The following is a 25,631-nucleotide window of genomic DNA, read 5'->3' as shown; positions in this document are numbered from 1 at the left end:
CTCCTGAGTCCTGGGACAGTTGACGAGACTTCAGGGGGCACTGTGACGCGTCGTCAAAGACGTGGCTCGGCACACAGATCGGTACTGGCGTTTCTCACGGCGTTCGGCGCGCTGGCCGGTGCGGCCCTGGCGGGGGCGGCACCGGCCAGCGGCGCGCCGAGGGCCGTTCCCGTCGGTTCGGGGGTCACCTATCAGGAGTTCGACATCCAGGGGATCAAGGGGCCGACGCACGCCCACCTGGTCACCGTGAACCTCCGCGACGCACGCGTGAAGCTCGACCTGCTCTATCCGGGAGCGGTCGCCTCCCGGGCCGCCCTGTCCTCGCTGGCCGACGCCAGGGGCGCCGTCGCGGCCGTCAACGGCGACTTCTTCAACATCACCGAGGCCCAGCACCCGGGCGTCGACGCCACGTTCGCCACCGTCGGCCCGGCGATCGCGAGCGGCCGCACGCTGAAGGCGGCGGTGCCGAACGGACAGCGCTTCGGCCCCTCGATGCCGCCGGGCCGCACCACCCAGGACGTCATCGGCGTGGGCGTCGACCGCACAGCCCGGCTGGACAGCCTGAGCCTCAGCGGCTCGGTCCGCACTCCGGTGGGGCAACTGCCGCTGGGCGGGCTCAACCAGTACGCGCTGCCGGTGGGCTCCGTCGGCGCGTTCACCTCCGACTGGGGCAGCGCCTCCCGGGTGCGCGCCACCTGCGGCACGGACACCAACCGCGCCGCCGCGTGCAGCACGGACACCTACGAGGTGACGATCCGCAACAACCGGGTCGTGTCGACCGCCGACACCCCGGGCAAGGGCACCATCGCGGCCGGGACCACCGTGCTGGTGGGCCGCGAGGCGGGCGCGCAGCAGCTGCGGAAGTTCTTCAAGGGCGAGCCGGTGAAGGTGAAGCAGCGGCTGGTGGCGTCGGCCTCCCAGATCCCGTACCGCTTCGCGCTCGGCGGCTACCCGGTGCTGATGGGCGGTCAGCCGCTGGCCGGCCTGGACAACGCGGTCGCGGCCGTGCGCACCGCCGTCGGCATCGCGGACGACGGACGGAAGCTGCTGCTGTTCGCGCTGGACGGCGCCCCCGCCTACCGCACCGGTCTGACGATCGCCGAAGTGGCCACCACCATGCGGTCGTTGGGCTCGGTGGACGCCTTCAGCCTGGACGGCGGCGGCTCGTCGGAGCTGGTCGCCCGCGCGCCGGGCGCGACCGCGGTGTCCGTGCGCAACCACCCGTCCGACGGTTCGGAGCGTCCGGTCCCGACCGGCATCGGGGTCTTCACCAAGTGAGCCGGCGGGCCTCACGGCCGCAGGCTGCTGACGATGTCGGCGGTCGCCGTGAGGCCGCTGTGGATGGTGGGCGCCATGCTCGTGCCGGCCAGGAAGAAGCCGAGCAGGGCGCACACCAGGGCGTGCGAGACCTTCAGCCCGCCGCTGCGCAGGAAGATCACCGCCAGGATCAGGAGCAGCACCAGCACAGAGATGGAAATGGCCATCGTCAACCTCCTCCGCCACGCCCGTTTCGCGGCGTTCGGCCGCAAGTGTGGCGTAGCGGAGGGTTCGTCCGGGCGGCTGACCCGCCCCCCGGACGTGTGATGTCCGCGGTACTGGATTGACGTCCGGTGCAGGGGCGTGGAGGTGACCGCCGACCGTCTACTGGTGGGCGTCCAGGAAGGCCTCGAGGCCCGCCAGGTCGTCGGTGTTGAAGTAGTCGATGCCGGCGTCCAGCAGTTCGGTCCACAGCGCGTCCCGGGCGGGCCCGGCCGCCTCGGGGGTGTTCCAGAAGCGCACCTTCTGCCCGCGGCGGTGTGCCTGACGGACGATGTCGCGCAGCTTCTGCTTCTCCGCCGCGGGGAAGGCGCCCGCGCCCAGCCAGGTGAAGTTGAGCTGCCAGTTGTCGCTGATCAGCGGGACGAAGGAGGCGGGCGCCGAGGTGCCGAGGTCGGTGAGGCGACCGTCGTAGAAGGCGCGGCGCACGGTCTGCGCCTCCATGGGGATGCGGGCCGCCCGGTCGCCGGAGATGACGTTGGTGACCGCGCCAGGGTGCACCCGACCGTGGGCGTACGTGGTGAACAGGTGCTTGTAGCGCTGGAGATGACGGTCGAGTTCGAGGTACGTGGAGGAGCCCTCGGTCTTGATGTCGATCAGCAGCTGGAGCGGCTTGTGGTAACCCCGGTACACGGAACCGTGGTTGCGCTTCACCAGGGCGGCCAGCGGGTCGAGGTAGAGGGATTCCAGGGTGCGCGTCGGGTCCAGTTGGGTCGCGTCGTGCGCGATCAGGAGCTGGTCGCCGACGAGGAAGATGTCGGCCTCGACGCTGCCGAAGCGGTGGTCGAGGGCGTCGAAGAGGGGGCGCGGATGGTCGTAGTCGTTGTGGGCGTGGGCCTTCCACAGCGGGCGCGGCCGGTGCTTGGTGTCGGTCGCGAACGCGCTGCCCGCGGGCGGGGCGAGCACGGCCGCGGTGGCGGCGCCGAGGGTGGTGAGAACTCTGCGACGGGTGAGGTGGGCCATGTTCTGCCTCCCTGTGGGGCGGGTCGGAACCACAGGGAGTATGCGGCGGGACCAGGCTCAATGAACCTGTACATGCCAGGAGTTGGCCGGACTGCCGTCGCTCGTTCACTCCTTCCGCCCAGCCGCACGAAAAAGCCCGCCCCAGGTGGGGCGGGCTTCACCGGGTGAATCTCAGGGGGCGCGCAGATCTACGAGTTCGGCCAACTCGGCGCGGTGGGCACCGGCCGTGCCGTAGGCGATCGAGTCGGCCTTGGCCCGCTTGAGGTAGAGGTGGACCGGGTGCTCCCACGTCATGCCGAGACCGCCGTGCAACTGCACCGCCTCCTCGGCCGCGTGGACCGCGACGCGTGCCGCGTAGGCCTGCGCGACGGCGACCGCGAGGTCGGTGTCCGCACCGGTGGCGAGCGCGTCGGCGGCATTGCGCGCGGCGGCCCGGAGGTTGACGACCTCCAGCCACAACTGGGCGAGCCGGTGCTTGAGCGCCTGGAAACCACCGACGGGCCGGTTGAACTGCTTGCGCTCCTTCAAGTAGCGCACGGTCTCGGTCAACGCCCAGTCGGCGAGCCCGAGTTGCTCGGAGGCGAGCAGCCCGGCACCGGCCCGCAACGCGCGCCGCACGGCGGGTCCGCCGTCACCGACGAGCCGGCCACGCGCCCCGTCGAAGGACACGGTCGCGACCGGCCGGGTCAGGTCGAGCGAGACCTGCGGGGCGACACCGACCTCGGCCGCCTCCACCGCGTACAGCCCACCGTCCTCCGCGGGCACCAACAGCACATCGGCGACGGCCGCGTCCGCGATCCCGGTCAACTCCCCGTACAGCAGCCCGTCTTCGAGTCGTACGGTCCTGAAGGCGCCGCCCGGAGCGACGTTCAGGGCGACGGCGAGAGCGCCGACGCGGCGGCCGGAGGCGAGGTCGGCGAGGAGGTCGTCGGCGTCACAGGCGAGCAGTGCCTCGGTGGCGACGACGGCGCTCGTCAGATAGGGCACGGGGGCCACCGCGCGCCCCAACTCCTCCAGGACGACGGCGACTTCGCGGTGCGTGGCGCCCTGGCCGCCCTTGTCCTCGGGCACCAGGAGACCGGCGAGGCCCATGCCGTCGGCGAGGGACTTCCACAGCGACAGGTCGTGCGGCGCGTCGGACTCGGTGCGCTTGATCACGCTCGCCGCGTCGCAGTGGTCGGTGAGCAGGTCGCGGACGGCGGCGCGGAGGGCCTCTTCCTCCTCCGAGTACAGCAGGTCGGGCTGCGCGGGCTGCGGCTTCATCGGGACAGGTCCTTCCACGCGACGTCCTTGTCGGTGCGCGGCTCGGCGGGCAGGCCCAGGACGCGTTCGGCGACGATGTTCAGCAAGACCTCACTGGTCCCGCCCTCGATGCTGTTGCCCTTGGAGCGCAGGTAGCGGTAGCCGGCGTCACGGCCGGTGAAGTCCACCAGTTCGGGGCGGCGCATGGTCCAGTCGTCGTACAACAGGCCCTCCTCGCCGCGGAGTTCGACCTCCAGGCCGCTGATCTCCTGGTTGAGGCGGGCGAAGGAGAGCTTCATGCCGGAGCCCTCGTAGCCGGGCTGGCCGGCGACGAGCTGCTGGCGCAGGCGTTCGGCGGTGAGGCGGGCGACCTCGGACTCGACCCAGAGTCCCAGCAGCCGCTGGTGCAGGTCGGGGGTGCGCAGTTCGGGGCGCTCGCGCCAGGTCCTGGCGACCGGGGCGATCATGCCGCCCTCGCGGGGCAGCCGCATGCCGCCGATGGCCACGCGTTCGTTGTTCAGCGTGGTCTGTGCGACCCGCCAGCCGTTGCCGACCTCGCCGAGGCGGCGGGAGTCGGGGATGCGGACGTTGGTGAGGAAGACCTCGTTGAACTCCGCCTCGCCGGTGATCTGGCGCAGCGGGCGGACCTCGACGCCGGGATCGGTCATGTCGCAGAGGAAGTACGTGATGCCGGCGTGCTTGGGCACGTCCGGGTCGGTGCGGGCGATGAGGATGGCCCAGCGGGCGAGATGCGCGCTGGACGTCCACACCTTCTGCCCGTTGACGACCCAGTCCTCGCCCTCACGGACGGCTCGTGTGCCCAGCGCCGCCAGGTCGGACCCGGCACCCGGCTCGCTGAAGAGCTGGCACCAGACCTCCTCCCCCACCCAAAGGGGCCGCAGATAGCGCTGCTTCTGCTCCTCGGTGCCGTACTGGAGGATCGTCGGCGCGGCCATGCCGAGGCCGATGCCGATGCGGCGGGGGTCGTTGTCGGGAGCGCCGGCGGCTCCCAACTCGGCGTCCACGACGGCCTGGAGGGAGCGCGGCACGCCGAGTCCCCCGAGCCCTTCGGGGTAGTGCACCCAGGCGAGCCCCGCGTCGAAGCGGGCCTTGAGGAAGTCGAGCCGGTCGGTGCCGGCCGGCGGATGCGCGGCCAGCAACTCCGCGGTGCGGCGCGTCAGTTCGGCTGCGTCGGTCATGCGCCGGCTCCGTTCGGCAGGATCACGACCCGGCCCGTGGTGACACCGTCACCCACCCGCTGCACGGCGTCCGCGGCGCCCGACAGCGGCACCCGCTCGCTCACCAGCGGCTTGATGGCTCCGCGCGCGGCCAGTTCGGTGAGCTGCTCGTGGCAGCGCAGGATCAGCTTCGGGTTCTTGGTGGCGTACAGGCCCCAGTGCAGGCCGAGGATCGAGTAGTTCTTCACGAGGGCGTGGTTGAGCCCCGGGCTGGGGATGTTCCCGCTGGCGAAACCGACGACCACGATCCGCCCCTCGAAGGCGACGACCTTGGCCGACTGGGCGTAGGCCTCGCCGCCGACCGGGTCGTAGACCACGTCGGCGCCCCGCCCGCCGGTGGCCTCCTTGACCCGGGCGACGACGTCCTCGCTGCGTCGGTCGATGACGACGTCACAGCCCAACTCCCGCGCCACGCCCACCTTTTCGGCCCCGCCGACGACCCCGATGACGGTGGCACCGGCGGCCTTGCCGAGCTGCACGGCCGCGCTGCCGACACCACCGGCGGCGGCATGCACGAGCAGCGTCTCACCGGCCTCCAGGTGAGCCCTGCGGTGCAGGCCGAACCAGCCGGTCTGGTAGCCGATGTGCAACGCGGCGGCCTCGGCGTCGTCCAGCGAGTCCGGCGCGGGCAGCAGACCGACGGCATCGGCGACGGCGTACTCGGCGAAACCGCCGTACGGCAGCGCGGGGTTGGCGATCACACGGCGACCGTCCTCGGTCTCGCCGCAGATCTCCACGCCCGGCGTGAACGGCAGCGGCGGGCGCACCTGGTACTGCCCCCGGGCCATCAGCACATCGGGGAAGTTGATGTTCGCGGCACGCACCTTCAGCAGCACCTGGCCGTCACCGGGCGTGGGCGTCTCCACGTCCTGGAGCCGCATCACCTCGCTCGGCTCACCGTTCTCGTGCACTTGCCATGCCTGCATGCGGTGCCTCCACACGACTGCCTCGCCCGACGGGGTTCGCAACGCATACTAAGCGGTCGCTTGCCCTCAGGGAACCGCCCGCACGGAACCGTCGCCCACGTCACGCCCGCCCGTCATCCACGTCACGCCCGCTTGGGCCGCGCCCGCACATGCATCCGCTCGCCCTGCGGCCCGAACAGGCTCAGGAACTCGACCGGCCCCTCCCCCGTCGACCCGAACCAGTGCGGCACCCGGGTGTCGAACTCGGCCGCCTCACCCGCGCCCAGCACCACGTCGTGCTCACCGAGCACCAGCCGCAGCCGCCCGGACAGCACGTACAGCCACTCGTAGCCCTCGTGCGTGCGCGGGTCCGGCTCCAGCTGCCGCCGCGGTTCGAGCACCTTGTACGCCTGGAGGCCGCCGGGCTGGCGGGTCAGCGGCCAGTGGGTGCGTCCACCCATCACGATCGGCTTGGCCCGCACCCGCGGATCGCCGGGCGGTGGCGCCCCGACCAGCTCGTCCAGGGGCACTTGGTGGGCCCGCGCGATCGGCAGCAGCAGCTCCAGGCTGGGCTTGCGCAGCCCCGACTCCAGCCGCGAGAGCGTGCTCACCGAGATGCCGGTCGCCTCGGAGAGCCCGGCGAGGGTGGCACCCCGCTCCTTGCGGACCCGCCGCAGCCGGGGGCCGACCTCGGCGAGAACCTCGCTCGTGCCGTCGTGCGTGCCGTCGCCGTTGTCGTCACTCATACAGGTATTGCAGTTTCGGCAAACGAGTTTGTCAATCCCGTAATCTCGCGCGACTGTCGTCGTGGAGGTGGTCAACCATGACCGACAGGTACGAAGTGGTAGTCGTCGGCGGCGGAGCGGCCGGGCTCTCGGCCGGGCTGGTGCTGGGCCGCGCCCGGCGCCGCACCCTCGTCGTCGACGCGGGCGAACCGCGCAACGCGCCCGCCGCCCACATGCAGGGCTATCTGACCCGGGACGGCATGTCCCCGGCGGAGTTCCTGGCGATCGGCCGCGAGGAGATCGCACGCTACGGCGTCGAGCTGGTCCGCGACCGCGCGGTGGACGCCACACGCGACGGGGACTTCACCGTCTCCCTGGCCGGCGGCCGGACCGTACGGGCCCGCGCCCTCGTCATCGCCACCGGCCTCAAGGACGAGCTGCCGAACATCCCGGGCCTCGCCGAGCGCTACGGCCGTGACGTGCTGCACTGCCCCTACTGCCACGGCTGGGAGGTGCGCGACCAGCCCTTCGGCGTGCTCGCCACCACGCCGATGAGCGTGCACCAGGCTCTGATGGTGTCCCAGTGGTCGAAGGACGTGACGTTCTTCCTGCACACGGTCGCCGAGGACCGGCTGTCGGACGACGACCTGCGCCGACTGGCGGTGGCCGGGGTCAAGGTCGTGCCGGGCGAGGTGGCGGGGCTGGTGATCGAGGACGACCGGCTGACCGGGGTGCGGCTCGCCGGGGGCGGCACCCATGACCGGTCGGTCCTGTTCGTCGCCCCGCGTGCCGTGCCGCAGAACGACCTGCTGGTGAAGCTGGGCGCGGAGCTGTCCGAGACGCCGTTCGGCGCGTACCCGGTGATCGACGAGCGGGGCGCGACGACCGTGCCCGGACTGTGGGCGGCGGGCAACGCGAGCGGATTCGCGGAGCAGGTGATCAACGCGGCGAGCCGGGGTTACCGCGCGGGCGCCACGATCAACGGGGAACTGCTGATGGCCGACCTCGACGCGAAGACGGGGGCATAGAGCCGCCGCCGTGCAGGTGTGGAGCGCCCGCCTCCGTTGCACGATAAAGCCATGCTGCTTGCCCGGCTGGCCCACGTGTCCCAGGAGGTCGCCGCCACCTCGGCGCGATCCCGGAAGATCGCCCTGCTCGCGGAGCTGTTCCGGGACGCCGAGGCGGACGACGTACCGATCGTGATCCCGTATCTGGCGGGACGGCTGCCACAGGGCCGGCTCGGCGTCGGCTGGAAGGTGCTGAGCAACCGGGTCGACCCGGCCGCCGAACCGACCCTCACCGTCCGCGAGGTGGACGCCCGTCTCACCGACCTCGGCAAGGTCGCGGGCGCCGGTTCGCAGGCCGAACGAGCCCGGCTGGTCGGCGAGTTGATGGGCGCGGCGACGGAAGAGGAGCAGCGCTTCCTGTTCGGGCTGCTCACCGGTGAGGTGCGACAAGGCGCGCTCGACGCGGTGGCGGTCGAGGGCCTCGCGCAGGCGACCGAGGCACCGCCGGCGGACGTACGGCGGGCAGTGATGCTCGCGGGCTCGGTGCAACCAGTGGCACAAGCTCTGCTCGCGGAGGGCCCTGCCTCCCTGGACCGCTTCCGCCTCACCGTCGGCCGCCCGGTCCAGCCGATGCTCGCGCACACCGCCGCCTCGGTCGCCGAGGCGGTCGAGAAGCTGGGCACGTGCGCGGTGGAGGAGAAGCTGGACGGCATCCGCGTACAGGTGCACCGCGACGGCGACACCGTACGGATCTACACCCGCACTCTCGACGACATCACCGACCGCCTGCCCGAAGTGACGGCCGCCGCAGTGGAGTTGAGGGGCGAGCGGTTCATCCTGGACGGCGAGGTCATCGCGTTCGACGCGGCCGGCCGGCCGCGGTCCTTCCAGGAGACCGCGGGGCGGGTCGGCTCCCGCGTGGACGTGGCGACGGCCGCTCGCGAGGTCCCGGTCGCGCCCGTCTTCTTCGACGCCCTGTCGGTCGACGACCGGGACCTGCTCGACCTGCCGTTCGTCGAGCGGCACGCGGAGCTGGCCCGGCTGGTGCCGGAGCCGATGCGGGTGCGGCGCGCGTTGGCGTCCGGTCCCGAGGACACGGCGGCGGCCGAGGCCTTCCTCGCCGAGACCCTGGCGCGCGGGCACGAGGGGGTCGTGGCCAAGGCCCTCGACGCGCCCTACAGCGCCGGCCGGCGCGGCGCCTCCTGGCTGAAGGTGAAGCCCGTACACACCCTCGACCTGGTCGTCCTGGCCGCCGAATGGGGCCACGGCCGCCGCACCGGCAAGCTGTCCAACCTCCACCTCGCCGCCCGCAACCCGGACGGCACCTTCGCCATGCTCGGCAAGACGTTCAAGGGCATGACCGACGCGATGCTCACCTGGCAGACCGAGCGTCTCCAGGAGCTGGCCGTCGAGGACAACGGCTGGGTGGTGACCGTACGCCCGGAACTCGTCGTGGAGATCGCCTACGACGGTCTGCAGAAGTCCACCCGCTACCCGGCTGGCGTCACCCTCCGCTTCGCCCGCGTGGTCCGCTACCGCGAGGACAAGGGGCCGGACGAGGCGGACACCGTGGAGGCCCTGCTGGCCGCGCACCCGGAGGTGAAGCCGTGACCGGGCCGAAGCGCAGCGCGGGTCTGCTGCTGTACCGGCGCACCGGCCAAGGCCTGGAGGTGCTCCTCGGTCACATGGGCGGGCCCTTCTTCGCCAAGCGGGACGCGGGCGCCTGGTCCGTCCCCAAGGGTGAGTACGAGCCCGAGGAGGAGACCGCCTGGGACGCGGCCCGGCGCGAGTTCCAGGAGGAGCTGGGGCTGGCGCCGCCCGACGGGGAGGCGGTGCCGCTCGGTGAGGTGCGACAGACGAACGGCAAGATCGTCACGGTGTGGGCGATCGAGGCCGATCTGGACCCGGCGACGATCGAGCCGGGCACGTTCCGGATGGAGTGGCCGCCGAGGTCGGGACAGCTGCGGGAGTTCCCCGAGCTGGACCGGGTCGAGTGGTTCGCGCCGGACCGGGCCCGGGATGTGATCGTCAAGGCGCAGGCCGCGTTTCTCGACCGGCTGGTGGAGCACTCGGACTGAACAGCGGCCCACACGTTGCGGTGCCCGGCGCCGCGCGGGAAGGTCGGAGCAAGCCCGCCCCCAGGAGGTCAGCCATGCCCATCGCGACGGTGAATCCGGCGAACGGCGAGACGCTCAAGACGTACGAAGCCATGGGCGAGGAGGAGGTGGAGCGCCGGATCCGGCTCGCCGAGGCGACGTTCCGCACGTATCGCACGACGACGTTCGCCGAGCGCGCCCGCCTGCTCACCCGGGCCGCCGAGCTCCTCGACGAGGACCAGGCGGACATCGGCGCGGTCATGACCACCGAGATGGGCAAGCCGATCAAGCAGGCCCGCGCGGAGGCGGCGAAGTGCGCCAAGTCGATGCGCTGGTACGCCGAGCACGCGGAGGCACTGCTGGCCGACGAGGAGCCCGCGGAGCACGACGTGAAGGACTCCGGAGGCTCCCGCGCCCTGGTCCGCTACCGGCCGCTGGGCCCGGTCCTCGCCGTCATGCCGTGGAACTTCCCGCTCTGGCAGGTGATCCGGTTCGCCGCACCCGCGCTGATGGCGGGCAACGTCGGCCTCCTCAAGCACGCCTCCAACGTGCCGCAGACCGCGCTGTACCTGGAGGACCTCTTCCACCGGGCGGGCTTCCCGGAAGGCTGCTTCCAGACCCTGCTCATCGGCTCCGGCGCGGTCGACGAGATCCTGCGCGACGAGCGGGTGCGGGCGGCCACGCTCACCGGCAGCGAGCCGGCCGGGCGGGCCGTCGCCTCCACCGCCGGCGAGATGATCAAGAAGACGGTGCTCGAACTCGGCGGCAGCGACCCGTACATCGTCATGCCGTCCGCGGACATCGACCGGGCCGCGAAGATCGCGGTCACCGCGCGCGTGCAGAACAACGGGCAGTCGTGCATCGCCGCCAAGCGGTTCATCGTGCACACGGACGTGTACAACGCGTTCGCCGAGCGCTTCGTCGCCGGGATGAAGGCGCTCACCGTCGGTGACCCCATGGACGAGGGCACGGACATCGGACCGCTCGCCACCGAGCAGGGGCGGGCCGATCTGGAGGAACTGATCGACGACGCCAGGCGCAGCGGTGCGGCCGTGCTGTGCGGGGGCGAGCGGCCGGACCGGGCGGGCTGGTGGTACCCGCCGACGGTGCTGGCCGGCATCGACCGCGAGATGCGCGTCCACCGCGAGGAGGCGTTCGGACCGGTCGCCACGCTGTACCGCGCGGGCAGCCTGGAGGAGGCCGTACTGATCGCCAACGACACGCCGTTCGGGCTGAGTTCCAACGTCTGGACCCGGGACGACGCCGAGGTGGATCTCTTCGTACGGGATCTGGAGGCGGGCGGGATCTTCTTCAACGGCATGACCGCGTCGCATCCGGCGTTCCCGTTCGGCGGGGTGAAGCGGTCCGGGTACGGGCGTGAGCTGTCCGGGCACGGAATCCGGGAGTTCTGCAACATCACGACGGTTTGGCACGGAGCGTGAACGCTGCGCGGCTACCATCCCGTCTGTGAACCGCGAAGTGACTCTGCCTCTGATCGTCGACGACCGCGGGACCTTGCAGGTGGCTGCCGCCGATGTCAGCAAGTTGTTGCGGACCGTGGGTGGGAGGTGGCTGCACCTTGTCGAGGCCGGGGAGGAGGCCCTCGACGAGGACACGGTTGCTGCTCTCACGATCGAGCTCGCGAAGCTGGCCGATCGGATTGATGTGGCCTGCATTGCGCATAGCAGTGGGGGCGCGTCGTAGGGGTGCTTGTGCGGTGCCGGGTGCGGGTTGAGTGTGGCTGGTCGCGCAGTTCCCCGCGCCCCTAGGGACGTGGCAGCAACGTTGCCCAGAATGATCCCTCGTAGTGCTGGAGGGCGCGGCTGTACTGGCGGACGAGTTCCTTGTCCGTCGGCTCCACTCGCGGAGCGGCCGGTGCCGGTTCCGCGAAGAAGTCGAAGAAGGCGCAGGCCTCGTTCGTGAAGGCGTAGTGGTGGCGTAGGGCCTTGGCGATCGTTGCGCAATAGGCGCCCCATTCCGCGAAGTTGGACGTCAGGGCGAGGAGGGCGTCCGTGGGGTCCGCGTTGAGGGCCAGCCAGGCGACATAGGCGGGGTAGGACTGGCAGCCCGGTAGGGGCTCGTATGTGCGGGAGCGGGGCTCGTCCACGCCGCAGGCCGTCGCGAAGGCCGTCAGTCGTCGGGCCGCCTCCGCCTCTCCTTCCGCGAGCGTCCTGAAGAAATCCGCGGTCTCCGGCTGCGCCGTCGCGCGTTGCGCCAGGTGGAGGAAGGCGCGGCGGTCGGCCGGGATCACCCGCTGTTGTTCGAGGGCGAGAGTTGCGAGGGTCTCCACGGGGGCCGTGCCGGTCGCGATCAGCGCTACCAGGGGGTTCTCGGTCATCGGGGATCCGTCCGTGTGGGTCCGGCTACTGATCCGACCTTTACACAGGGTCCCTGAATTGGAGTAGTCCACCGAGAGAACGTCGCCCCCACGGGTGATCGTGGGTGCACCACCCCCAGAGGTGAACCACCTTCTGACCGGGGGGCCGAAAGCCTTCCGGACGGCGAAAGCAGGCACGGTTCATGGCGACTTTGTGCAGACCCTCGGTGTCCGTCCCGGAGCACGTCATCACGATGGAGGAGACGCTGGAGCTGGCACGCTCCCGCCACGCCGACCACCCCCAACTGCCGCTGGCCCTCCGGCTGATCGAGAACACCGGCGTACGTACCCGGCACATCGTGCAGCCGATCGAGGAGACCCTCAAGCACCCCGGGTTCGAGGACCGCAACCGGATCTACGTGGCCGAGGCCAAGGCCCGGGTCCCGTCGGTGGTGCAGCGGGCGCTCGACGACGCGGAGCTCCTCACCAGCGACATCGACGTGATCATCTACGTCTCGTGCACGGGCTTCATGATGCCCTCGCTCACGGCCTGGCTGATCAACGAGATGGCCTTCGACGCCACCACCCGCCAGATTCCCATCGCCCAGCTGGGCTGCGCGGCCGGCGGCGCCGCGATCAACCGCGCGCACGACTTCTGCACGGCCTACCCCCAGGCCAACGCGCTCATCGTGGCCTGCGAGTTCTGCTCGCTGTGCTACCAGCCCACCGACATCGGCATCGGCTCCCTGCTCTCCAACGGGCTGTTCGGCGACGGGATCGCCGCCGCCGTGGTGCGCGGCCGGGGCGGCGAGGGCATCGAGCTGGAGCGCAACGGCTCGTACCTGATCCCCAAGACCGAAGAGTGGATCATGTACGACGTCCGGGCCACCGGCTTCCACTTCCTGCTGGACAAGCGGGTGCCGGCCACCATGGAGCCCCTGGCACCGGCGCTCCAGGACCTCGCGGGACTGCACGGCTGGGACGCGGCCGACCTGGACTTCTACATAGTCCACGCGGGCGGGCCCCGAATACTCGACGACCTCAGCAAGTTCCTCCAGGTCGACCCGCACGCCTTCCGGTTCAGCCGGGCCACGCTCACCGAGTACGGCAACATCGCCAGCGCCGTCGTCCTGGACGCGCTGCGCCGGCTCTTCGACGAGGGCGGTGCCCAGGACCGGGCGCGCGGGCTGCTCGCCGGGTTCGGACCCGGCATCACCGCCGAGATGGCCCTGGGCCGCTGGCACCGGGACGAAGAAACGACGTGACATGAGCGACGACACGATCACCGAGACCTTCCTGCCGCCGATCCGGCACTGGCCCGCGCGCGACCTCACCGGGGTCGACTTCGACCCGGTGCTCGCCGAGCTGATGCGCGAGGGCCCCGTCACCCGGATCCAGCTGCCCAACGGCGAGGGCTGGGCCTGGCTGGTCACCCGCCACGACGACGTGCGCATGGTGACCAACGACCCGCGGTTCAGCCGCGAGGCGGTCATGGACCAGCCGGTCACCCGGCTCGCGCCGCACTTCATCCCGCAGCGCGGCGCGGTCGGCTTCCTCGATCCGCCCGACCACACCCGGCTGCGCCGCTCGGTCGCCGCCGCGTTCACGGCGAGGGGTGTGGAGCGGGTGCGCGAGAAGTCGCGCGTGCTGCTCGACGAGCTCATCGACGAGCTCGTGGAGGCGGGGCCGCCCGGCGATCTCACGGCCGCCGTCCTCAGCCCCTTCCCCATCGCGGTGATCTGCGAGCTGATGGGCGTGCCGGCCGCCGACCGGCACGGCATGCACACCTGGACCCAGCTGATCCTGTCCTCCTCGCACGGCAAGGAGGTCAGCGAGCAGGCCAAGCAGGAGATGGGCGCCTACTTCGGCGATCTCATCGGCCTGCGGGAGGGCAGCTCCGGCGAGGACGTCACCTCGCTGCTCGGCGCCGCCGTGGGCCGTGGTGAGGTGACGCTGGAGGAGGCCGTCGGGCTCGCGGTGCTGCTGCAGATCGGCGGCGAGGCGGTCACCAACAACAGCGGGCAGATGTTCTACCTGCTGCTCACGCGCCCCGACCTGGCCGAACGCCTGCGCGCCGAGCCGGAGATCCGCCCCAAGGCCATCGACGAACTCCTGCGCTACATCCCGCACCGCAACGCGGTCGGACTGTCCCGCATCGCCATGGAGGACGTGGAGATCAGAGGCGTACGGATCCGCAAGGACGACCCGATCTACGTCTCCTACCTGGCCGCCAACCGCGACCCGGAGGTCTTCCCCGACCCGGAGAAGATCGACTTCGGCCGCAACCCCAACCCGCACGTCTCCTTCGGCTTCGGCCCGCACTACTGCCCCGGCGGCATGCTCGCCCGGCTGGAGTCGGAGCTGCTGATCGACGCGCTGCTGGACCGGTTGCCGGGCCTGCGGCTGGCAGTGCCCCCGGACCAAGTGCCCTTCAGGAAGGGCGCGTTGATCCGTGGCCCCGAGTCCCTGCCGGTGACGTGGTGAGCCGCCGATGACCGCGCCAGAGGGTCTGCTGGTCCCCCCGGGTCACGGCCGGATCGTCCAGACCCCGGCCCAGCGCGTGACGTTCAAGGTCACCGGCACGCACTCCCGGACGGCCTCCACCTTCGAGGTGGAGGTCCCCCCGGGCTTCGACGTCGGCGCCCATGTCCACACGCGCAGCGAGGAGTTGTTCTACGTCCTCGAAGGCGAACTGGACGTCCTCGCCTTCGAGCCGCGCATCCGAACACCGGACAACTGGCAGCGCTGGGAGTCCAGTTCGGGCACCCGGGTGGTACGCGCCACCCCGGGCACACTCATCGCCGTACCCCCCGGGTGTCCGCACGCCTTCGCCAACCCGACGGACACCCCGGCGAGGATGTTCTTCCAGGCGTCCCCGCCCCCGGACCACGAGCGCTACTTCGAGGAACTGCTGGAGATCCTGGGCAGCGGGGGTCCTCCGGACCATGCGGCGATCGAGGAACTCCGGGCGAGGTACGACATCGAGCAGCTCACGCCGCTTCGACATCGTTAGCCGCTAGCGGATGGGCATGCCCGACAACGTACGGGCTATCACCAGTCGTTGGATCTCACTGGTTCCCTCGAAGATCGTGTAGATCGCCGCGTCCCGATGCATCCGCTCCACCGGGTACTCCCTGGTGTAACCGTTGCCGCCCAGTATCTGGATCGCCTGGGCGGTGACTTTCTTCGCCGTCTCGCTGGCGAACAGCTTCGACATCGACCCCTCGGCCGCGGTGAACTTCTTCCCGCTGATCGCCATCCAGGACGCCCGCCACGTCAACAGCCGGGCCGCGTCGATGGACGTCCGCATGTCGGCCAACTGGAAGGCCACACCCTGGTTGTCGATGATGGGCCGCCCGAACTGCTCACGCGTCGTCGCGTACTCGAGGGCCACCTCGTAAGCAGCCCGAGCGGTACCGACCGCCATTGCCGCCACCGCGGGGCGGCTCGCCTCGAACGTGGCCATCGCCGCGTTCTTCACGCGCTCGCCACTCTTCTTGGCCCGCTCCCGGGCACGGGCAAGACGCTCGTCGAGCTTCTCCTTGCCTCCGAGCAGGCAGGAACCGGGGACGCGGGCGTCCTCCAGGACGACCTCGGCCGTGTGCGAGGCACGGATGCCGTGCTTCTTGAACTTCTGGCCCTGGGAGAGACCGGGCGTGCCGGGCGGGACGATGAAGGACGCGTGGCCCTTGGAGCCCAGCTCGGGGTCGACGACCGCGACGACGACGTGGACGTTGGCGATGCCGCCGTTGGTCGCCCAGGTCTTCGTGCCGTTGAGGATCCACTCGTCGTTGGCCTCGTCGTACACGGCACGCGTGCGCATGGAGGCCACGTCGGAGCCGGCGTCGGGCTCGGAGGAGCAGAAGGCGGCGACCTTGACGTCGTTGGCGTCGCCGTACATCTGGGGGATCCAGGTGCCGATCTGCTCCTCGGTGCCGTTGGCGAGGACGCCCACGGCGGCGAGGCCGGTGCCGACTATGGAGAGGGCTATGCCCGCGTCGCCCCAGAACAGCTCCTCCATGGCCATCGGTATGCCGAGGCCGGTGGGGTCGAAGTACTGCTGGGCGTAGAAGTCGAGGGAGTAGATGCCCACCTTGGCGGCCTCTTGGATGACCGGCCAGGGAGTCTCCTCACGCTCGTCCCATTCGGCGGCCGCGGGGCGGATGACGTCGGCGGCGAAGCCGTGCAGCCAGTCCCGGACCTCCTTCTGTTCGTCGTTGAGCTCCATGGTGAACTCGGCCATGTCTCCTCCAGCGGCGGTACACCTGCATGTTACTAGCGGTAACATTATCTTGTTACTCATCGGTAGGAAAAGTCAACTCGTGATGACTCCTCGGCAGCCCGTTCGATGTCAGGCTGAGGTCAGGTGTTAGTTTGCGCAGGCGTCACCGAATCAGCACGGGTGGGGAGAGCTCATGGACACCACGCAGCGGACCGATCAGCAGCGCTCGGCGGACCGCCGCCGGCGCGAGCTGTTGGAGGCCGCCGACCGAGTGGTGCTGCGCGACGGGCCACAGGCCTCGATGAACGCGATCGCCGCGGAAGCGGGCATCACCAAGCCGATTCTGTACCGCCACTTCGGCGACAAGGGCGGACTCTACGCGGCCCTCGCCACCCGGCACACCGACGCCCTGCTCGCCTCCCTGCGGGCGGCCCTGGACGCGCCCGCGGAACGGCGGGAGCGGGTCGAGGCCACACTGGACACCTATCTCGCGGCGATCGAGGCACGCCCCCAGGTGTACCGCTTCCTCATGCATCCGGCGGAGGGCGGGCAGACCGCCGACCAGGGCTTCGAGGCGGGCAGCCACTCGATCCCCGTACTCCGGCGCATGGGCGAGGAGTTGGCGCAGGTCATCGAGGAGCGGGTGGACCTCGGGCCGAACAGCCAGCAACTGGCACGGGTGTGGGGCCACGGCATCGTCGGCATGATGCACGCGGCCGGCGACTGGTGGCTGGGCGAACGCCCGTGCACGCGGGCGGAGTTGGTCAACAGTCTCGCGGACCTGCTGTGGGGCCGGCTGGCCGCGGCGGGGGACAAGGTGGGCGGCCCCGGCTTCTAGTCCGGGTCGGTCCCGGTTTCTAGACCGGGTCGGTCCCGGTCTGCGCCGGCCGGTTGCCGCGGCTCCAGGAGGCCTTCGCCTCCTGCCTGAGCACCTTGCGTCTGCGCCGTCCCGTGAGGTGGTCGACGTAGACCCGTCCCTCCAAGTGGTCGCATTCGTGTTGGAGACAGCGTGCGAAGAAACCCGTCCCGTGCACGGTCACCGGCTCGCCCGTGACCGTGAAGCCCTCGACCACCGCGTGGTCGTAGCGCTCCGTCCCCGCCTCCAGGCCCGGCAGGGACAGGCAGCCCTCGGGGCCGCGGAGCGACACTCCGTCGGCCGCCACCAGGCGCGGGTTGACGAGATGGCCCAGATGACGCACCTCGTCGTCGTCCGGGCAGTCGTAGACGAAGACCCGCAGGGACTCCCCCACCTGGTTCGCGGCGAGACCCACGCCCTGTGCCGCGTACATCGTCGCGAACAAGTCCTCGACGAGGCTCGCGAGTTCGGGGCCGAAGTCGGTGACCTCGCGGCAGGGCGTGTGCAACGGGGCGTCGCCGAACAGCGTGAGGGGCCGGACGCGCCCGCGGGTGCCCGGAATGGAGCCGTTTCGCATGGCCGCAAGGGTACGGCGATTCGGGAGTGCGAATGGATCTCGATAGGCTGGCCACCACCACGTTGCCGTCAGGCAGAGGCGCGGCGCGTACGCAAGGAGGATCGGGAACTGATGTCAGGCAACTCGGACCCGCTTTCGCCGCGGGCCAAGATCGCCGTGACCGCCGGCAAGGCGGTCGCTGCGGCGTCGCGTGCCGCAGGCCGCGGCAGCGGATCGGTGATCGGTGGCCGGGTCGCGCTCAAACTGGACCCCGACCTCCTGGCCAGGCTCGCCCAGAGCCTGGACGTCGTCCTCGTCTCGGCGACCAACGGCAAGACCACGACCACCCGGCTGATCGCCGAGGCCCTCGGCGCCGCGGGCCCGGTCGTGTCCAACGCGCTCGGCGCGAACATGCCGGCCGGCATCACCTCGGCCCTGGCGGGCGGCTCGGACGCGCGCTACGGCGTCATCGAGGTCGACGAGAAGTACCTGGCCGGTGTGGCCCGGGACACCGACCCCAAGTGCATCGCGCTGCTCAACCTCTCCCGCGACCAGCTCGACCGTGCCGCCGAGACCCGCATGCTCGCCGAGAACTGGCGTGAGGGTCTTGCGGGTTCCAAGGCGGTCGTCGTGGCCAACGCGGACGACCCGCTGGTCGTGTGGGCCGCCTCCTCGTCCCCGAACGTCATCTGGGTCGCCGCCGGTCAGATGTGGAAGGACGACGCCTGGTCCTGCCCGTCCTGCGGTGGCGTGATGCAGCGGCCCGGCGACGACTGGTTCTGCGGCGAGTGCGGTTTCCGCCGCCCGACGCCGAGTTGGGCGCTCTCCGGCGACCACGTGCTCGACCCGCACGGCTCCGCCTGGCCGATCCACCTCCAACTGCCGGGCCGCGCCAACAAGGCCAACGCGGCCTCCTCCGCGGCCGTCGCCGCCGTGTTCGGCGTACCGCCGCAGGTCGCCCTGGAGCGCATGTACCAGGTGCAGGCCGTGGCCGGCCGCTACGACGTCGTGCAGTTCCAGCAGCGCGACCTGCGGCTGCTGCTCGCGAAGAACCCGGCGGGCTGGCTCGAAACGTTCAGCCTGATCGATCCGCCACCCACCCCGGTGATCCTCTCCGTGAACGCGCGGGGCGCCGACGGCACCGACACCTCCTGGCTGTGGGACGTCGACTACACCCGCCTCAGCGGTCACCCGATCTGCGTCGTCGGCGACCGCAAGCTCGACCTCGCCGTCCGCCTGGAGGTCGCCAACCAGCACTTCCAGGTCTGCGACAACCTCGACCAGGCGGTGCAGCAGTGCCCGCCCGGCCGCATCGAGGTCATCGCCAACTACACCGCGTTCCAGGATCTGCGCCGCCGCGTCGGCAACTGACACTCAGGGGACTTTTGTGAGCGACAACAGCCTGCGGGTCGTGTGGATCTACCCCGACCTGCTGAGCACCTACGGCGACCAGGGCAACGTCCTGGTCGTCGAGCGCCGGGCCCGGCAGCGCCGCCTCGACGTGGCCCGCCTCGACGTGCGCAGCGACCAGCCCATCCCGACCTCGGGCGACATCTACCTGATCGGCGGCGGCGAGGACCGGCCGCAACGGCTGGCGGCCGAGCGGCTGCGCCGGGACGGCGGTCTGCACCGGGCCGTGGAGAACGGCGCGATCGTGTTCTCCGTCTGCGCCGGCTACCAGATCCTCGGCCACGAGTTCATCAACGACCTCGGCCAGCGCGAGCCCGGCCTCGGGCTGCTCGACGTGGTCTCGGTGCGCGGTGAGGGCGCCCGGTGCGTCGGGGACGTCCTCGGTGACATCGATCCGCGCCTGGGCCTGCCCCCGCTGACCGGCTTCGAGAACCACCAGGGCGTCACCCACCTCGGCCCCACGGCCCGCCCGTTCGCCCAGGTCCGCCTCGGCAACGGCAACGGCACGGGCGACGGCACGGAGGGCGCGTACAACGACACGGTCTTCGGTACGTACATGCACGGCCCGGTGCTGGCGCGCAACCCGCTCATCGCCGACCACCTGCTGAAGCTCGCGCTCGACGTGAACGCGCTGCCGCCGACGGACGACCGCTGGTACGAGGCGCTCCGCAACGAGCGCATCGCGTCCGCGCAGCAACCTGCGTGATCACAGCCGCGCGGCAGCCTGCCTGACACCTGGGCGCCCGCTGCTCTTAACCAGCCCGTCTGACAGCACGTCCGCACAGGTGAGCGGGGTCGTCCAGCAGGCGGACGCACGGTGCTGCCCCGCCCCCTCCTGCCGTTAGGGTGGCGGGGTTCGAGCCGGACGACGTGGTCCGGTCCCGCCTCGTTCCACGTTGAGAAGGTTCTTTCGGGCTATGCGCATTGGTGTGCTCACGTCCGGTGGCGACTGCCCCGGCCTGAACGCCGTCATCCGGTCCGTCGTGCACCGCGCCGTGGCCGACCACGGTGACGAGGTCATCGGCTTCCGGGACGGCTGGAAGGGCCTCCTGGAGTGCGACTACCTCAAGCTCGACCTCGACGCGGTGAGCGGCATCCTCGCTCGCGGCGGCACGATCCTCGGTTCCTCCCGGGTCCAGCCCTCCCATCTGCGGGACGGCGTGGCGCGGGCCAGGGAGCATGTCGAGGAGCTCGGTCTCGACGCGATCATCCCGATCGGCGGCGAGGGCACGCTCAAGGCGGCCAAGCTGATGTACGACGCCGGCCTGCCGATCGTCGGCGTCCCGAAGACCATCGACAACGACATCGCTGTCACCGACGTGACCTTCGGCTTCGACACGGCCGTCGGTGTCGCCACGGAGGCGCTGGACCGGCTGAAGACCACCGCCGAGTCCCATCAGCGCGTGCTGGTCGTGGAGGTCATGGGCCGCCACACCGGCTGGATCGCGCTGCACTCCGGCATGGCGGCCGGCGCGCACGCCATCGTCGTACCGGAACGACCCTTCGACATCGAGGAGTTGGCCGCGCGGGTCGGCGAGCGGTTCGAGGCGGGCAAGCGCTTCGCGATAGTGGTCGCCGCCGAGGGGGCCAAGCCCAAGGCCGGGTCCATGGACTTCGACGAGGGCAAGAAGGACGTCTACGGGCACGAGCGCTTCGCGGGGATCGCCCGGCAGCTCTCCATCGAGCTGGAGGAACGGCTCGGCAAGGAGGCCCGTCCGGTCATCCTCGGGCATGTGCAGCGCGGCGGTACGCCCACCGCGTACGACCGGGTGCTGGCGACCCGGTTCGGCTGGCATGCGGTGGAGGCCGTGCACCGGGGCGAGTTCGGGAAGATGACGGCGCTTCGGGGGACGGACATCGTGATGGTGTCGCTGGCCGAGGCGGTCGAGACGCTGAAGACGGTTCCCGCGGAACGGTACGACGAGGCGGAGTGCGTGCTCTGACCCTGCCGTTCGGACCACCCTCACCCCGGTCACAGAGGTGGCCGGGGTGAGTCATACCCTGGTCCGGACAGACTTGCACAACCCCCTCGAATCAGGAGCCGTTGGATGGGACACAGCGGGCACGGCATGACCATGGATCTGCCGCCGTTCACGCTGGGGCGGGGGCTCGCGTGGTCCGCCGACCCGTTCTTCCTGGTCGCCTGTCTGGCAGGGCTCGGGCTGTACGCGTGGGGTGTCGTGCGGCTGCACAGGCGCGGGGACGCGTGGCCCGTGGGGCGGACCATCTCGTACGTCATCGGGGTGCTCACCATCATGCTGGTGATGTGCACCGGGCTGAACGACTACGGCATGGTGATGTTCAGCGTCCACATGGTGCAGCACATGATCATCAGCATGCTGTCGCCGATCCTGATCCTGCTCGGCGCCCCCGTCACGCTCGCCCTGCGCGCACTGCCGACCACGGGCAAGGGCCGCAAGGGGCCGCGCGAGCTGCTGTTGATGCTGCTGCACAGCCGGTACATGCGGATCATCACGCACCCGGCGTTCACCATCCCGCTGTTCATCGCGAGCCTGTACGCGCTGTACTTCACGCCGCTGTTCGACTTCCTGATGGGGTCGAAGACGGGGCACATCGCGATGATGGTGCACTTCCTGGCCGTGGGCATCGTCTTCTTCTGGCCGATCATCGGCGTGGACCCGGGCCCGCAGCGGCCGGGCTATCTGATGCGGATGCTGGAGCTGTTCGCGGGCATGCCGTTCCACGCGTTCTTCGGCATCGCGCTGATGATGGCGTCGGAGCCGATGGTGTCGACGTTCAAGAACCCGTCCGCCTCGCTCGGCATCGACGCGCTCTCCGACCAGACCGCGGCCGGTGGTATCGCCTGGGCGTTCAGCGAGGTGCCGTCCGTCCTGGTGCTGCTCGCCCTGCTGTTCCAGTGGTACCGCTCCGAACAGCGCCAGGCCCGGCGCTCGGACCGCGCCGCCGACCGGGACGGCGACAAGGAACTCGAGGCATACAACGCCTATTTGGCCTCATTGAACGCACGCGGGCGTTGAAGCCTTCGTCTTCCTGAGGCATTCAGTAGCATGAAGCGCATTGGGGGAACCGCCAGGGGGAGCGGTAATGACAAAGCGCACACTCATGTTAATTCGGAGGATCGCCGTCCTATTGGTCTGCGTACTGGTAATCGGCAGTTGTGACACCGGTACGCCTCTGACCACGGTGAAAGCAGTGGCCGCGGGAGTGCCTTCTCTCGCGCCCTTCTTCGACGAGGCCAGCGGTCTCGGCAAGGACGCCACGGTCCGCTCGCAGGCCGTGCACGGCAGCCTGCAACAAGGGGACACGCCTGGGCTGTACGGCGGGACGCGGGAGCCGACGCTCTGTGACGTCGCGAAGCTGAAGGCGTTTCTCACGGATCCCGGGAACAAACAGAAGGCTCAGGCGTGGGCAACCGCGCTCGACCTCACCACGGCCGGGATTCCGGATTATCTGGACCGGCTCACACCGGTTCTCCTGCGTCACGACACGCTCGTGAAGAACCACGACTACAAAAAGGGAAAGGCTGTTCCCTTCAATTCGCTGCTCCAGGCGGGAATCGCCATTCTCGTGGACGAGCAGGGGCTGCCGGCCGTGAAGTGCTCGTGCGGAAATCCGCTGCGGCCCTTCGAGGGTGACACCGACCGGATCTCGGTCACGTTCGACGACGGCAACAAGAAGTGGCAGGGATACGAGCGTTCGTCCGTGGTGGCGGTACGGCCCGCGCCCCGGAGGATGGCGAAGCTCGCCCTCGTCGACATCGACGACCCCGACACGGGCCTCAGCCGGCCGGTCGGCACGACGGGCACAGCCGACTCGACGTTCGACACCCGCGAGCTGCGCGCGGTACCCGTCCTCGCCGGGACGACCTTCGGTGAGGCGAGCCGACGGCTGGCCGACCAGGGGCTCGCGACGGGGTACGGCGGCAAGCAGGCGCCGGCCGCCGACGCGCGCGTGACGGCGTCGGATCCGCCCGCTGGGACGGAGTTGCGGTTCGGGCAGTACGTGACGCTCACGGCCGTCGGCGGGAGCGCGTCGGACAGCGGCACGTCGGGTGGCGGTACGTCCGGCAGCGGCACGTCAGGCGGAGGCTCGACGTCTCCCCCGCCGCCGTCGGTCTCCGATCCGTCGTCCAAGACGCCACCGTCGCCGTCGTCGCCGTCGGGCAGCGGCACCGGTTCGTCGTCCGGCTCGCCGTCGAGCGGACCGCCCACGTCGAGCCCGCCGCCGAGTTCGAAGGCACCGGACAGCTCTCCGCCGACGACGACCGTGGCACCGCCACCGGACCCGCCGAGTCCGCCGCCACCCAGCGACCCGGTGACCAGCAGCGCACCGCCGCCGCCACCGCCGAGCGATCCGCCGCCGAGCGAGCCGGTCACGACCAGTGCGCCACCGCCGCCCAGCGACCCGGTCACCACCAGTGCGCCCGGCACGAGCGAGCCCGCGTCGGCGGAGCCCGGTTCGAGCACGAGCGCCTAGCGCACCGCAGACCCCCGGGGGGAGTCACCGGATGCCTTCAGGATCGTCGACGTCGGGAGTGGGCCGGGTCATCGCCGGCCGCTATCTGCTGCTCAACCAGGTGGGCGGCGGGGGCATGGGCCATGTGTGGCTCGCGCACGACCAGAGACTCGCCTGCGAGGTGGCGCTGAAGGAGATCGTGTTCCGGGATCAGGACCCGGCCGGCGAGGAACGGGAGTCCCGGGTGGCCCGCGCCCGCGCGGAGGCCCGGCACGCGGCCGGGCTGCGGGGCCATCCGAACGTGCTGACGGTGCACGACGTGCTGGAGCACGAGGGACTGCCGTGGATCGTCATGGAGTACGTGGCGGGCGCCGTGGACCTGCGTGACCTGGTCGACCGGCGGGGCCCGCTCGCGCCGGCGGAGGCCGCCCGCGTCGGGCTCGCCGTGCTGGACGCGCTGACCGCCGGGCACGAGCGGGGCGTCATGCACCGGGACGTGAAACCGGCGAACATCCTGCTCGCGCCGGACCGCGGCGGGGCGCCGTACGGCCGGGTGCTGCTCACCGACTACGGCATCTCGGTACGGCCCGAGGGCGGCGAGACTCGGTACACGATGGCGTCCGTGCTGGTGGGGACCTCGGGCTATCTGGCCCCCGAGCGGGCCACGGGCGGGCCGCCGACCGCGGCCGCGGACCTGTTCTCGCTGGGCTGCACGCTCTATCACGCCGTCGAGGGCCAGGGGCCCTTCGAGAGGGAGTCGCATCTGGCCCAGGTGACCGCGGTGGTCATGGAGGAGCCGCGGCCCGCCGTGCGCGCCGGCGCGCTGGGTCCCGTACTGGCCGCTCTGCTCGCGAAGGATCCGGCGGAGCGGTTGTCCGCGGCGGAGGCGGAGACGGCGCTGTCGGGGATCGTCACGCCGCAGGCCGAGCCGTACGCCCGTACCCAGACGGATCTCGGCTCGCAGCCGCCCTGGGCGGGCGTCGCCCCGCCCCCTCCCCCGCCCGCACCCGGCGCGCAGGGCTTCGGGCCGGCCCTCGCGTCCCCCTTGGTACCCGCGGCCGGATCACCGCCCGCCCGGCACCGCCGCGAGGTCTCGCGCGTCCTGCGTGCCGGCATCGCCGTCTCGCTCGGCCTGGTGCTGGCCCTGGGCGGGGTCTGGTACGCCATGGCGCACCGGTCGTCCACCGAGGACACGACGGTGTCGGCGCCCCCGTACGGCTCGGGCGTGGGGCTCGCGAAGCCGCTGAAGGACGGCGACTGCGTGCTCGCCGACTGGCCCGGGGCCCGCTTCCAGGGCACGCCCCGGCTGCGGCTGGACGCGGGCTGTGTCGGGGGCGCGCCCGACGGGCAGGTGACGGCCTTCGCGCCGGCGAGGTCCGCGGACGAGGCCCGGCAGACCGGCGCGGCCCGCTGCGAGGAGCGGACGCGGGAGTTCCGGGAGAAGCTCGCCGACGTCCGTGCGGTCGCGGTGGTGCCGAGCGCGGCCGGTTTCCGGGCCGCCGGGCGCCGTACGGCCTGTCTGGTGCTCGGCGCGCACGGGCCGGTCTACGGCCCGCTCGGCGCGCACCGCAAGCTCGGCTCGTCCTTCACCGACACGGCCAACATGCAGCGCCGGGACTGTCTGCGGACCCGGACCAATCGGGACGCCCAGCTCGTCTCCTGCACCGGCGCGCACGACGAGCAGGTGCTCGGTTTCACCCGGCTCGGCTCCGACGTCACCCTGACGGAGGCCCGTACGGAATCGGACGCGGCCTGCGCGAAGGACGTGCCGCCCGGGGACTACGGCTTCGATCCGTCCGTCTACACGGCGGGGTCCTGGACCAGCGAGGGGCCCTGGAAATCGGGCACACATTTCGTCGTGTGCACCGTCCGGAGGCAGAACGGGGGCACCATGGAGGGGGACGAACCATGAGGAGGGTGTCGCGATGCCCGGTTCTACGGACGGCTCTACCAAGACGATGGGGGTGCTCACCGTCGGAGGTCTCGTCGCGGTGACGGCCTACACGGTGGCGCTCGGCAGCAACGGCTGGCTGTGGTTCGGCTGGGTCGTGCTGGGTTTGCTCACACTGGGGATGGTGGCCACGCGCAGCGCCTGAGGGGTACTCGGGACGGCGGCTGTCC

General features: G+C 71.0%; 25 protein-coding genes and 1 pseudogene. 17 read left to right on the top strand and 9 right to left on the bottom strand.

Annotated elements, in window-relative coordinates:
• The first annotated feature begins 42 nt into the window (after positions 1-42).
• Positions 43-1,278 carry a phosphodiester glycosidase family protein gene (locus ACIP6U_RS34155; protein ID WP_401725997.1) on the top strand — a complete coding sequence of 412 codons (1,236 nt, stop codon included), beginning with the start codon at positions 43-45 and terminating at the stop codon, positions 1,276-1,278.
• Positions 1,279-1,289: 11 nt separating this feature from the next.
• On the opposite strand, the gene ACIP6U_RS34150 is transcribed toward ACIP6U_RS34155, so the two are convergent.
• From ACIP6U_RS34150 to ACIP6U_RS34125, 6 genes are all read right to left on the bottom strand, one after another.
• Positions 1,290-1,484 (bottom strand): hypothetical protein, encoded by a 195-nt coding sequence (locus tag ACIP6U_RS34150; RefSeq protein WP_401725995.1) that lies wholly within the window; start codon positions 1,482-1,484, stop codon positions 1,290-1,292.
• A gap of 157 nt (positions 1,485-1,641) precedes the next feature.
• Positions 1,642-2,499 (bottom strand): phosphatidylinositol-specific phospholipase C/glycerophosphodiester phosphodiesterase family protein, encoded by an 858-nt coding sequence (locus tag ACIP6U_RS34145; protein ID WP_401725993.1) that lies wholly within the window; start codon positions 2,497-2,499, stop codon positions 1,642-1,644.
• A gap of 171 nt (positions 2,500-2,670) precedes the next feature.
• Positions 2,671-3,762 (bottom strand): acyl-CoA dehydrogenase family protein, encoded by a 1,092-nt coding sequence (locus tag ACIP6U_RS34140; protein ID WP_401725991.1) that lies wholly within the window; start codon positions 3,760-3,762, stop codon positions 2,671-2,673.
• Positions 3,759-4,940 (bottom strand): acyl-CoA dehydrogenase family protein, encoded by a 1,182-nt coding sequence (locus tag ACIP6U_RS34135; protein WP_401725989.1) that lies wholly within the window; start codon positions 4,938-4,940, stop codon positions 3,759-3,761. The genes ACIP6U_RS34140 and ACIP6U_RS34135 overlap by 4 nt, the downstream gene beginning before the upstream one ends.
• A complete protein-coding gene (locus tag ACIP6U_RS34130) occupies positions 4,937-5,905 on the bottom strand; it encodes an NADPH:quinone oxidoreductase family protein (RefSeq protein ID WP_401725987.1) in 969 nt (322 codons plus the stop codon). Before ACIP6U_RS34130 ends, ACIP6U_RS34135 begins: the two co-directional genes overlap by 4 nt.
• 122 nt (positions 5,906-6,027) lie before the next feature.
• Positions 6,028-6,630, bottom strand: coding sequence for a helix-turn-helix domain-containing protein (locus ACIP6U_RS34125; RefSeq protein WP_401725985.1), 603 nt, complete (start codon positions 6,628-6,630; stop codon positions 6,028-6,030).
• 77 nt (positions 6,631-6,707) lie between these two features.
• On the opposite strand from ACIP6U_RS34125, the gene ACIP6U_RS34120 reads away from it, so the two are divergent.
• The 5 genes from ACIP6U_RS34120 to ACIP6U_RS34100 all read left to right on the top strand — a co-directional run bounded on the left by ACIP6U_RS34120 (position 6,708) and on the right by ACIP6U_RS34100 (position 11,416).
• Complete coding sequence (locus ACIP6U_RS34120) at positions 6,708-7,637, top strand: NAD(P)/FAD-dependent oxidoreductase (RefSeq protein ID WP_401725984.1); 930 nt, start codon at positions 6,708-6,710, stop codon at positions 7,635-7,637.
• A gap of 51 nt (positions 7,638-7,688) precedes the next feature.
• The gene (locus tag ACIP6U_RS34115; protein WP_401725983.1) at positions 7,689-9,227 is read left to right on the top strand and encodes an ATP-dependent DNA ligase; all 1,539 of its coding nucleotides are present in this window, start codon (positions 7,689-7,691) and stop codon (positions 9,225-9,227) included.
• A complete protein-coding gene (locus ACIP6U_RS34110) occupies positions 9,224-9,694 on the top strand; it encodes an NUDIX domain-containing protein (RefSeq protein ID WP_401725982.1) in 471 nt (156 codons plus the stop codon). Before ACIP6U_RS34115 ends, ACIP6U_RS34110 begins: the two co-directional genes overlap by 4 nt.
• Positions 9,695-9,768: 74 nt before the next feature.
• Positions 9,769-11,154 carry an NADP-dependent succinic semialdehyde dehydrogenase gene (locus ACIP6U_RS34105; RefSeq protein ID WP_401725981.1) on the top strand — a complete coding sequence of 462 codons (1,386 nt, stop codon included), beginning with the start codon at positions 9,769-9,771 and terminating at the stop codon, positions 11,152-11,154.
• A gap of 25 nt (positions 11,155-11,179) precedes the next feature.
• Positions 11,180-11,416, top strand: a complete 237-nt coding sequence (locus ACIP6U_RS34100; RefSeq protein WP_280879016.1) for a DUF6213 family protein — start codon at positions 11,180-11,182, stop codon at positions 11,414-11,416.
• Between the two features lie 61 nt (positions 11,417-11,477).
• On the opposite strand, the gene ACIP6U_RS34095 is transcribed toward ACIP6U_RS34100, so the two are convergent.
• Positions 11,478-12,050 carry a transcriptional regulator gene (locus ACIP6U_RS34095; RefSeq protein WP_401725979.1) on the bottom strand — a complete coding sequence of 191 codons (573 nt, stop codon included), beginning with the start codon at positions 12,048-12,050 and terminating at the stop codon, positions 11,478-11,480.
• 173 nt (positions 12,051-12,223) lie between these two features.
• On the opposite strand from ACIP6U_RS34095, the pseudogene ACIP6U_RS34090 reads away from it, so the two are divergent.
• The 3 genes and pseudogenes from ACIP6U_RS34090 to ACIP6U_RS34080 form a co-directional block, all read left to right on the top strand.
• Positions 12,224-13,294, top strand: a pseudogene (locus tag ACIP6U_RS34090) (type III polyketide synthase); the annotation flags it as partial.
• 1 nt (position 13,295) lies between these two features.
• Positions 13,296-14,513 carry a cytochrome P450 gene (locus ACIP6U_RS34085; RefSeq protein ID WP_401725977.1) on the top strand — a complete coding sequence of 406 codons (1,218 nt, stop codon included), beginning with the start codon at positions 13,296-13,298 and terminating at the stop codon, positions 14,511-14,513.
• 7 nt (positions 14,514-14,520) lie between these two features.
• On the top strand, positions 14,521-15,042 hold the full coding sequence (locus ACIP6U_RS34080; protein ID WP_401725975.1) for a cupin domain-containing protein: 522 nt from the start codon (positions 14,521-14,523) through the stop codon (positions 15,040-15,042).
• 3 nt (positions 15,043-15,045) lie between these two features.
• Here the strand turns inward: ACIP6U_RS34080 and ACIP6U_RS34075 are convergent, their stop codons facing one another.
• Positions 15,046-16,272, bottom strand: coding sequence for an acyl-CoA dehydrogenase family protein (locus tag ACIP6U_RS34075; RefSeq protein ID WP_124000638.1), 1,227 nt, complete (start codon positions 16,270-16,272; stop codon positions 15,046-15,048).
• A 172-nt stretch (positions 16,273-16,444) separates the two neighbouring features.
• Here ACIP6U_RS34075 and ACIP6U_RS34070 point away from each other — a divergent pair, with 172 nt between their 5' ends.
• Positions 16,445-17,089: a TetR family transcriptional regulator gene (locus tag ACIP6U_RS34070; protein ID WP_401725973.1), complete on the top strand. Its 645-nt coding sequence runs from the start codon at positions 16,445-16,447 to the stop codon at positions 17,087-17,089.
• A 19-nt stretch (positions 17,090-17,108) separates the two neighbouring features.
• Here ACIP6U_RS34070 and def read toward each other — a convergent pair whose 3' ends face one another.
• Positions 17,109-17,684, bottom strand: coding sequence for a peptide deformylase (def, locus tag ACIP6U_RS34065; protein WP_401725971.1), 576 nt, complete (start codon positions 17,682-17,684; stop codon positions 17,109-17,111).
• 111 nt (positions 17,685-17,795) lie between these two features.
• Between def and ACIP6U_RS34060 the strand changes: the two genes are divergently transcribed.
• The 7 genes from ACIP6U_RS34060 (at position 17,796) to ACIP6U_RS34030 (ending at position 25,606) form a co-directional block, all read left to right on the top strand.
• Complete coding sequence (locus tag ACIP6U_RS34060; RefSeq protein ID WP_401725969.1) at positions 17,796-19,034, top strand: MurT ligase domain-containing protein; 1,239 nt, start codon at positions 17,796-17,798, stop codon at positions 19,032-19,034.
• A gap of 16 nt (positions 19,035-19,050) precedes the next feature.
• Complete coding sequence (locus tag ACIP6U_RS34055) at positions 19,051-19,779, top strand: glutamine amidotransferase (RefSeq protein WP_124000634.1); 729 nt, start codon at positions 19,051-19,053, stop codon at positions 19,777-19,779.
• 211 nt (positions 19,780-19,990) lie between these two features.
• Positions 19,991-21,016: a 6-phosphofructokinase gene (locus ACIP6U_RS34050; RefSeq protein WP_124000633.1), complete on the top strand. Its 1,026-nt coding sequence runs from the start codon at positions 19,991-19,993 to the stop codon at positions 21,014-21,016.
• Positions 21,017-21,121: 105 nt separating this feature from the next.
• Positions 21,122-22,072, top strand: a complete 951-nt coding sequence (locus ACIP6U_RS34045) for a cytochrome c oxidase assembly protein (RefSeq protein ID WP_401725967.1) — start codon at positions 21,122-21,124, stop codon at positions 22,070-22,072.
• 175 nt (positions 22,073-22,247) lie between these two features.
• Positions 22,248-23,531: a DUF6777 domain-containing protein gene (locus tag ACIP6U_RS34040; protein WP_401725965.1), complete on the top strand. Its 1,284-nt coding sequence runs from the start codon at positions 22,248-22,250 to the stop codon at positions 23,529-23,531.
• Positions 23,532-23,562: 31 nt separating this feature from the next.
• A complete protein-coding gene (locus tag ACIP6U_RS34035; RefSeq protein WP_401725963.1) occupies positions 23,563-25,422 on the top strand; it encodes a septum formation family protein in 1,860 nt (619 codons plus the stop codon).
• A 13-nt stretch (positions 25,423-25,435) separates the two neighbouring features.
• On the top strand, positions 25,436-25,606 hold the full coding sequence (locus tag ACIP6U_RS34030; RefSeq protein ID WP_124000629.1) for a hypothetical protein: 171 nt from the start codon (positions 25,436-25,438) through the stop codon (positions 25,604-25,606).
• Positions 25,607-25,631: the final 25 nt, after the last annotated feature.

The organism is Streptomyces sp. NPDC088794, assembly GCF_044750545.1.
Lineage (GTDB): Bacteria > Actinomycetota > Actinomycetes > Streptomycetales > Streptomycetaceae > Streptomyces.
Note: the sequence above shows the minus strand (reverse complement) of the source record. Positions and strands in the feature narration are given on the sequence as shown.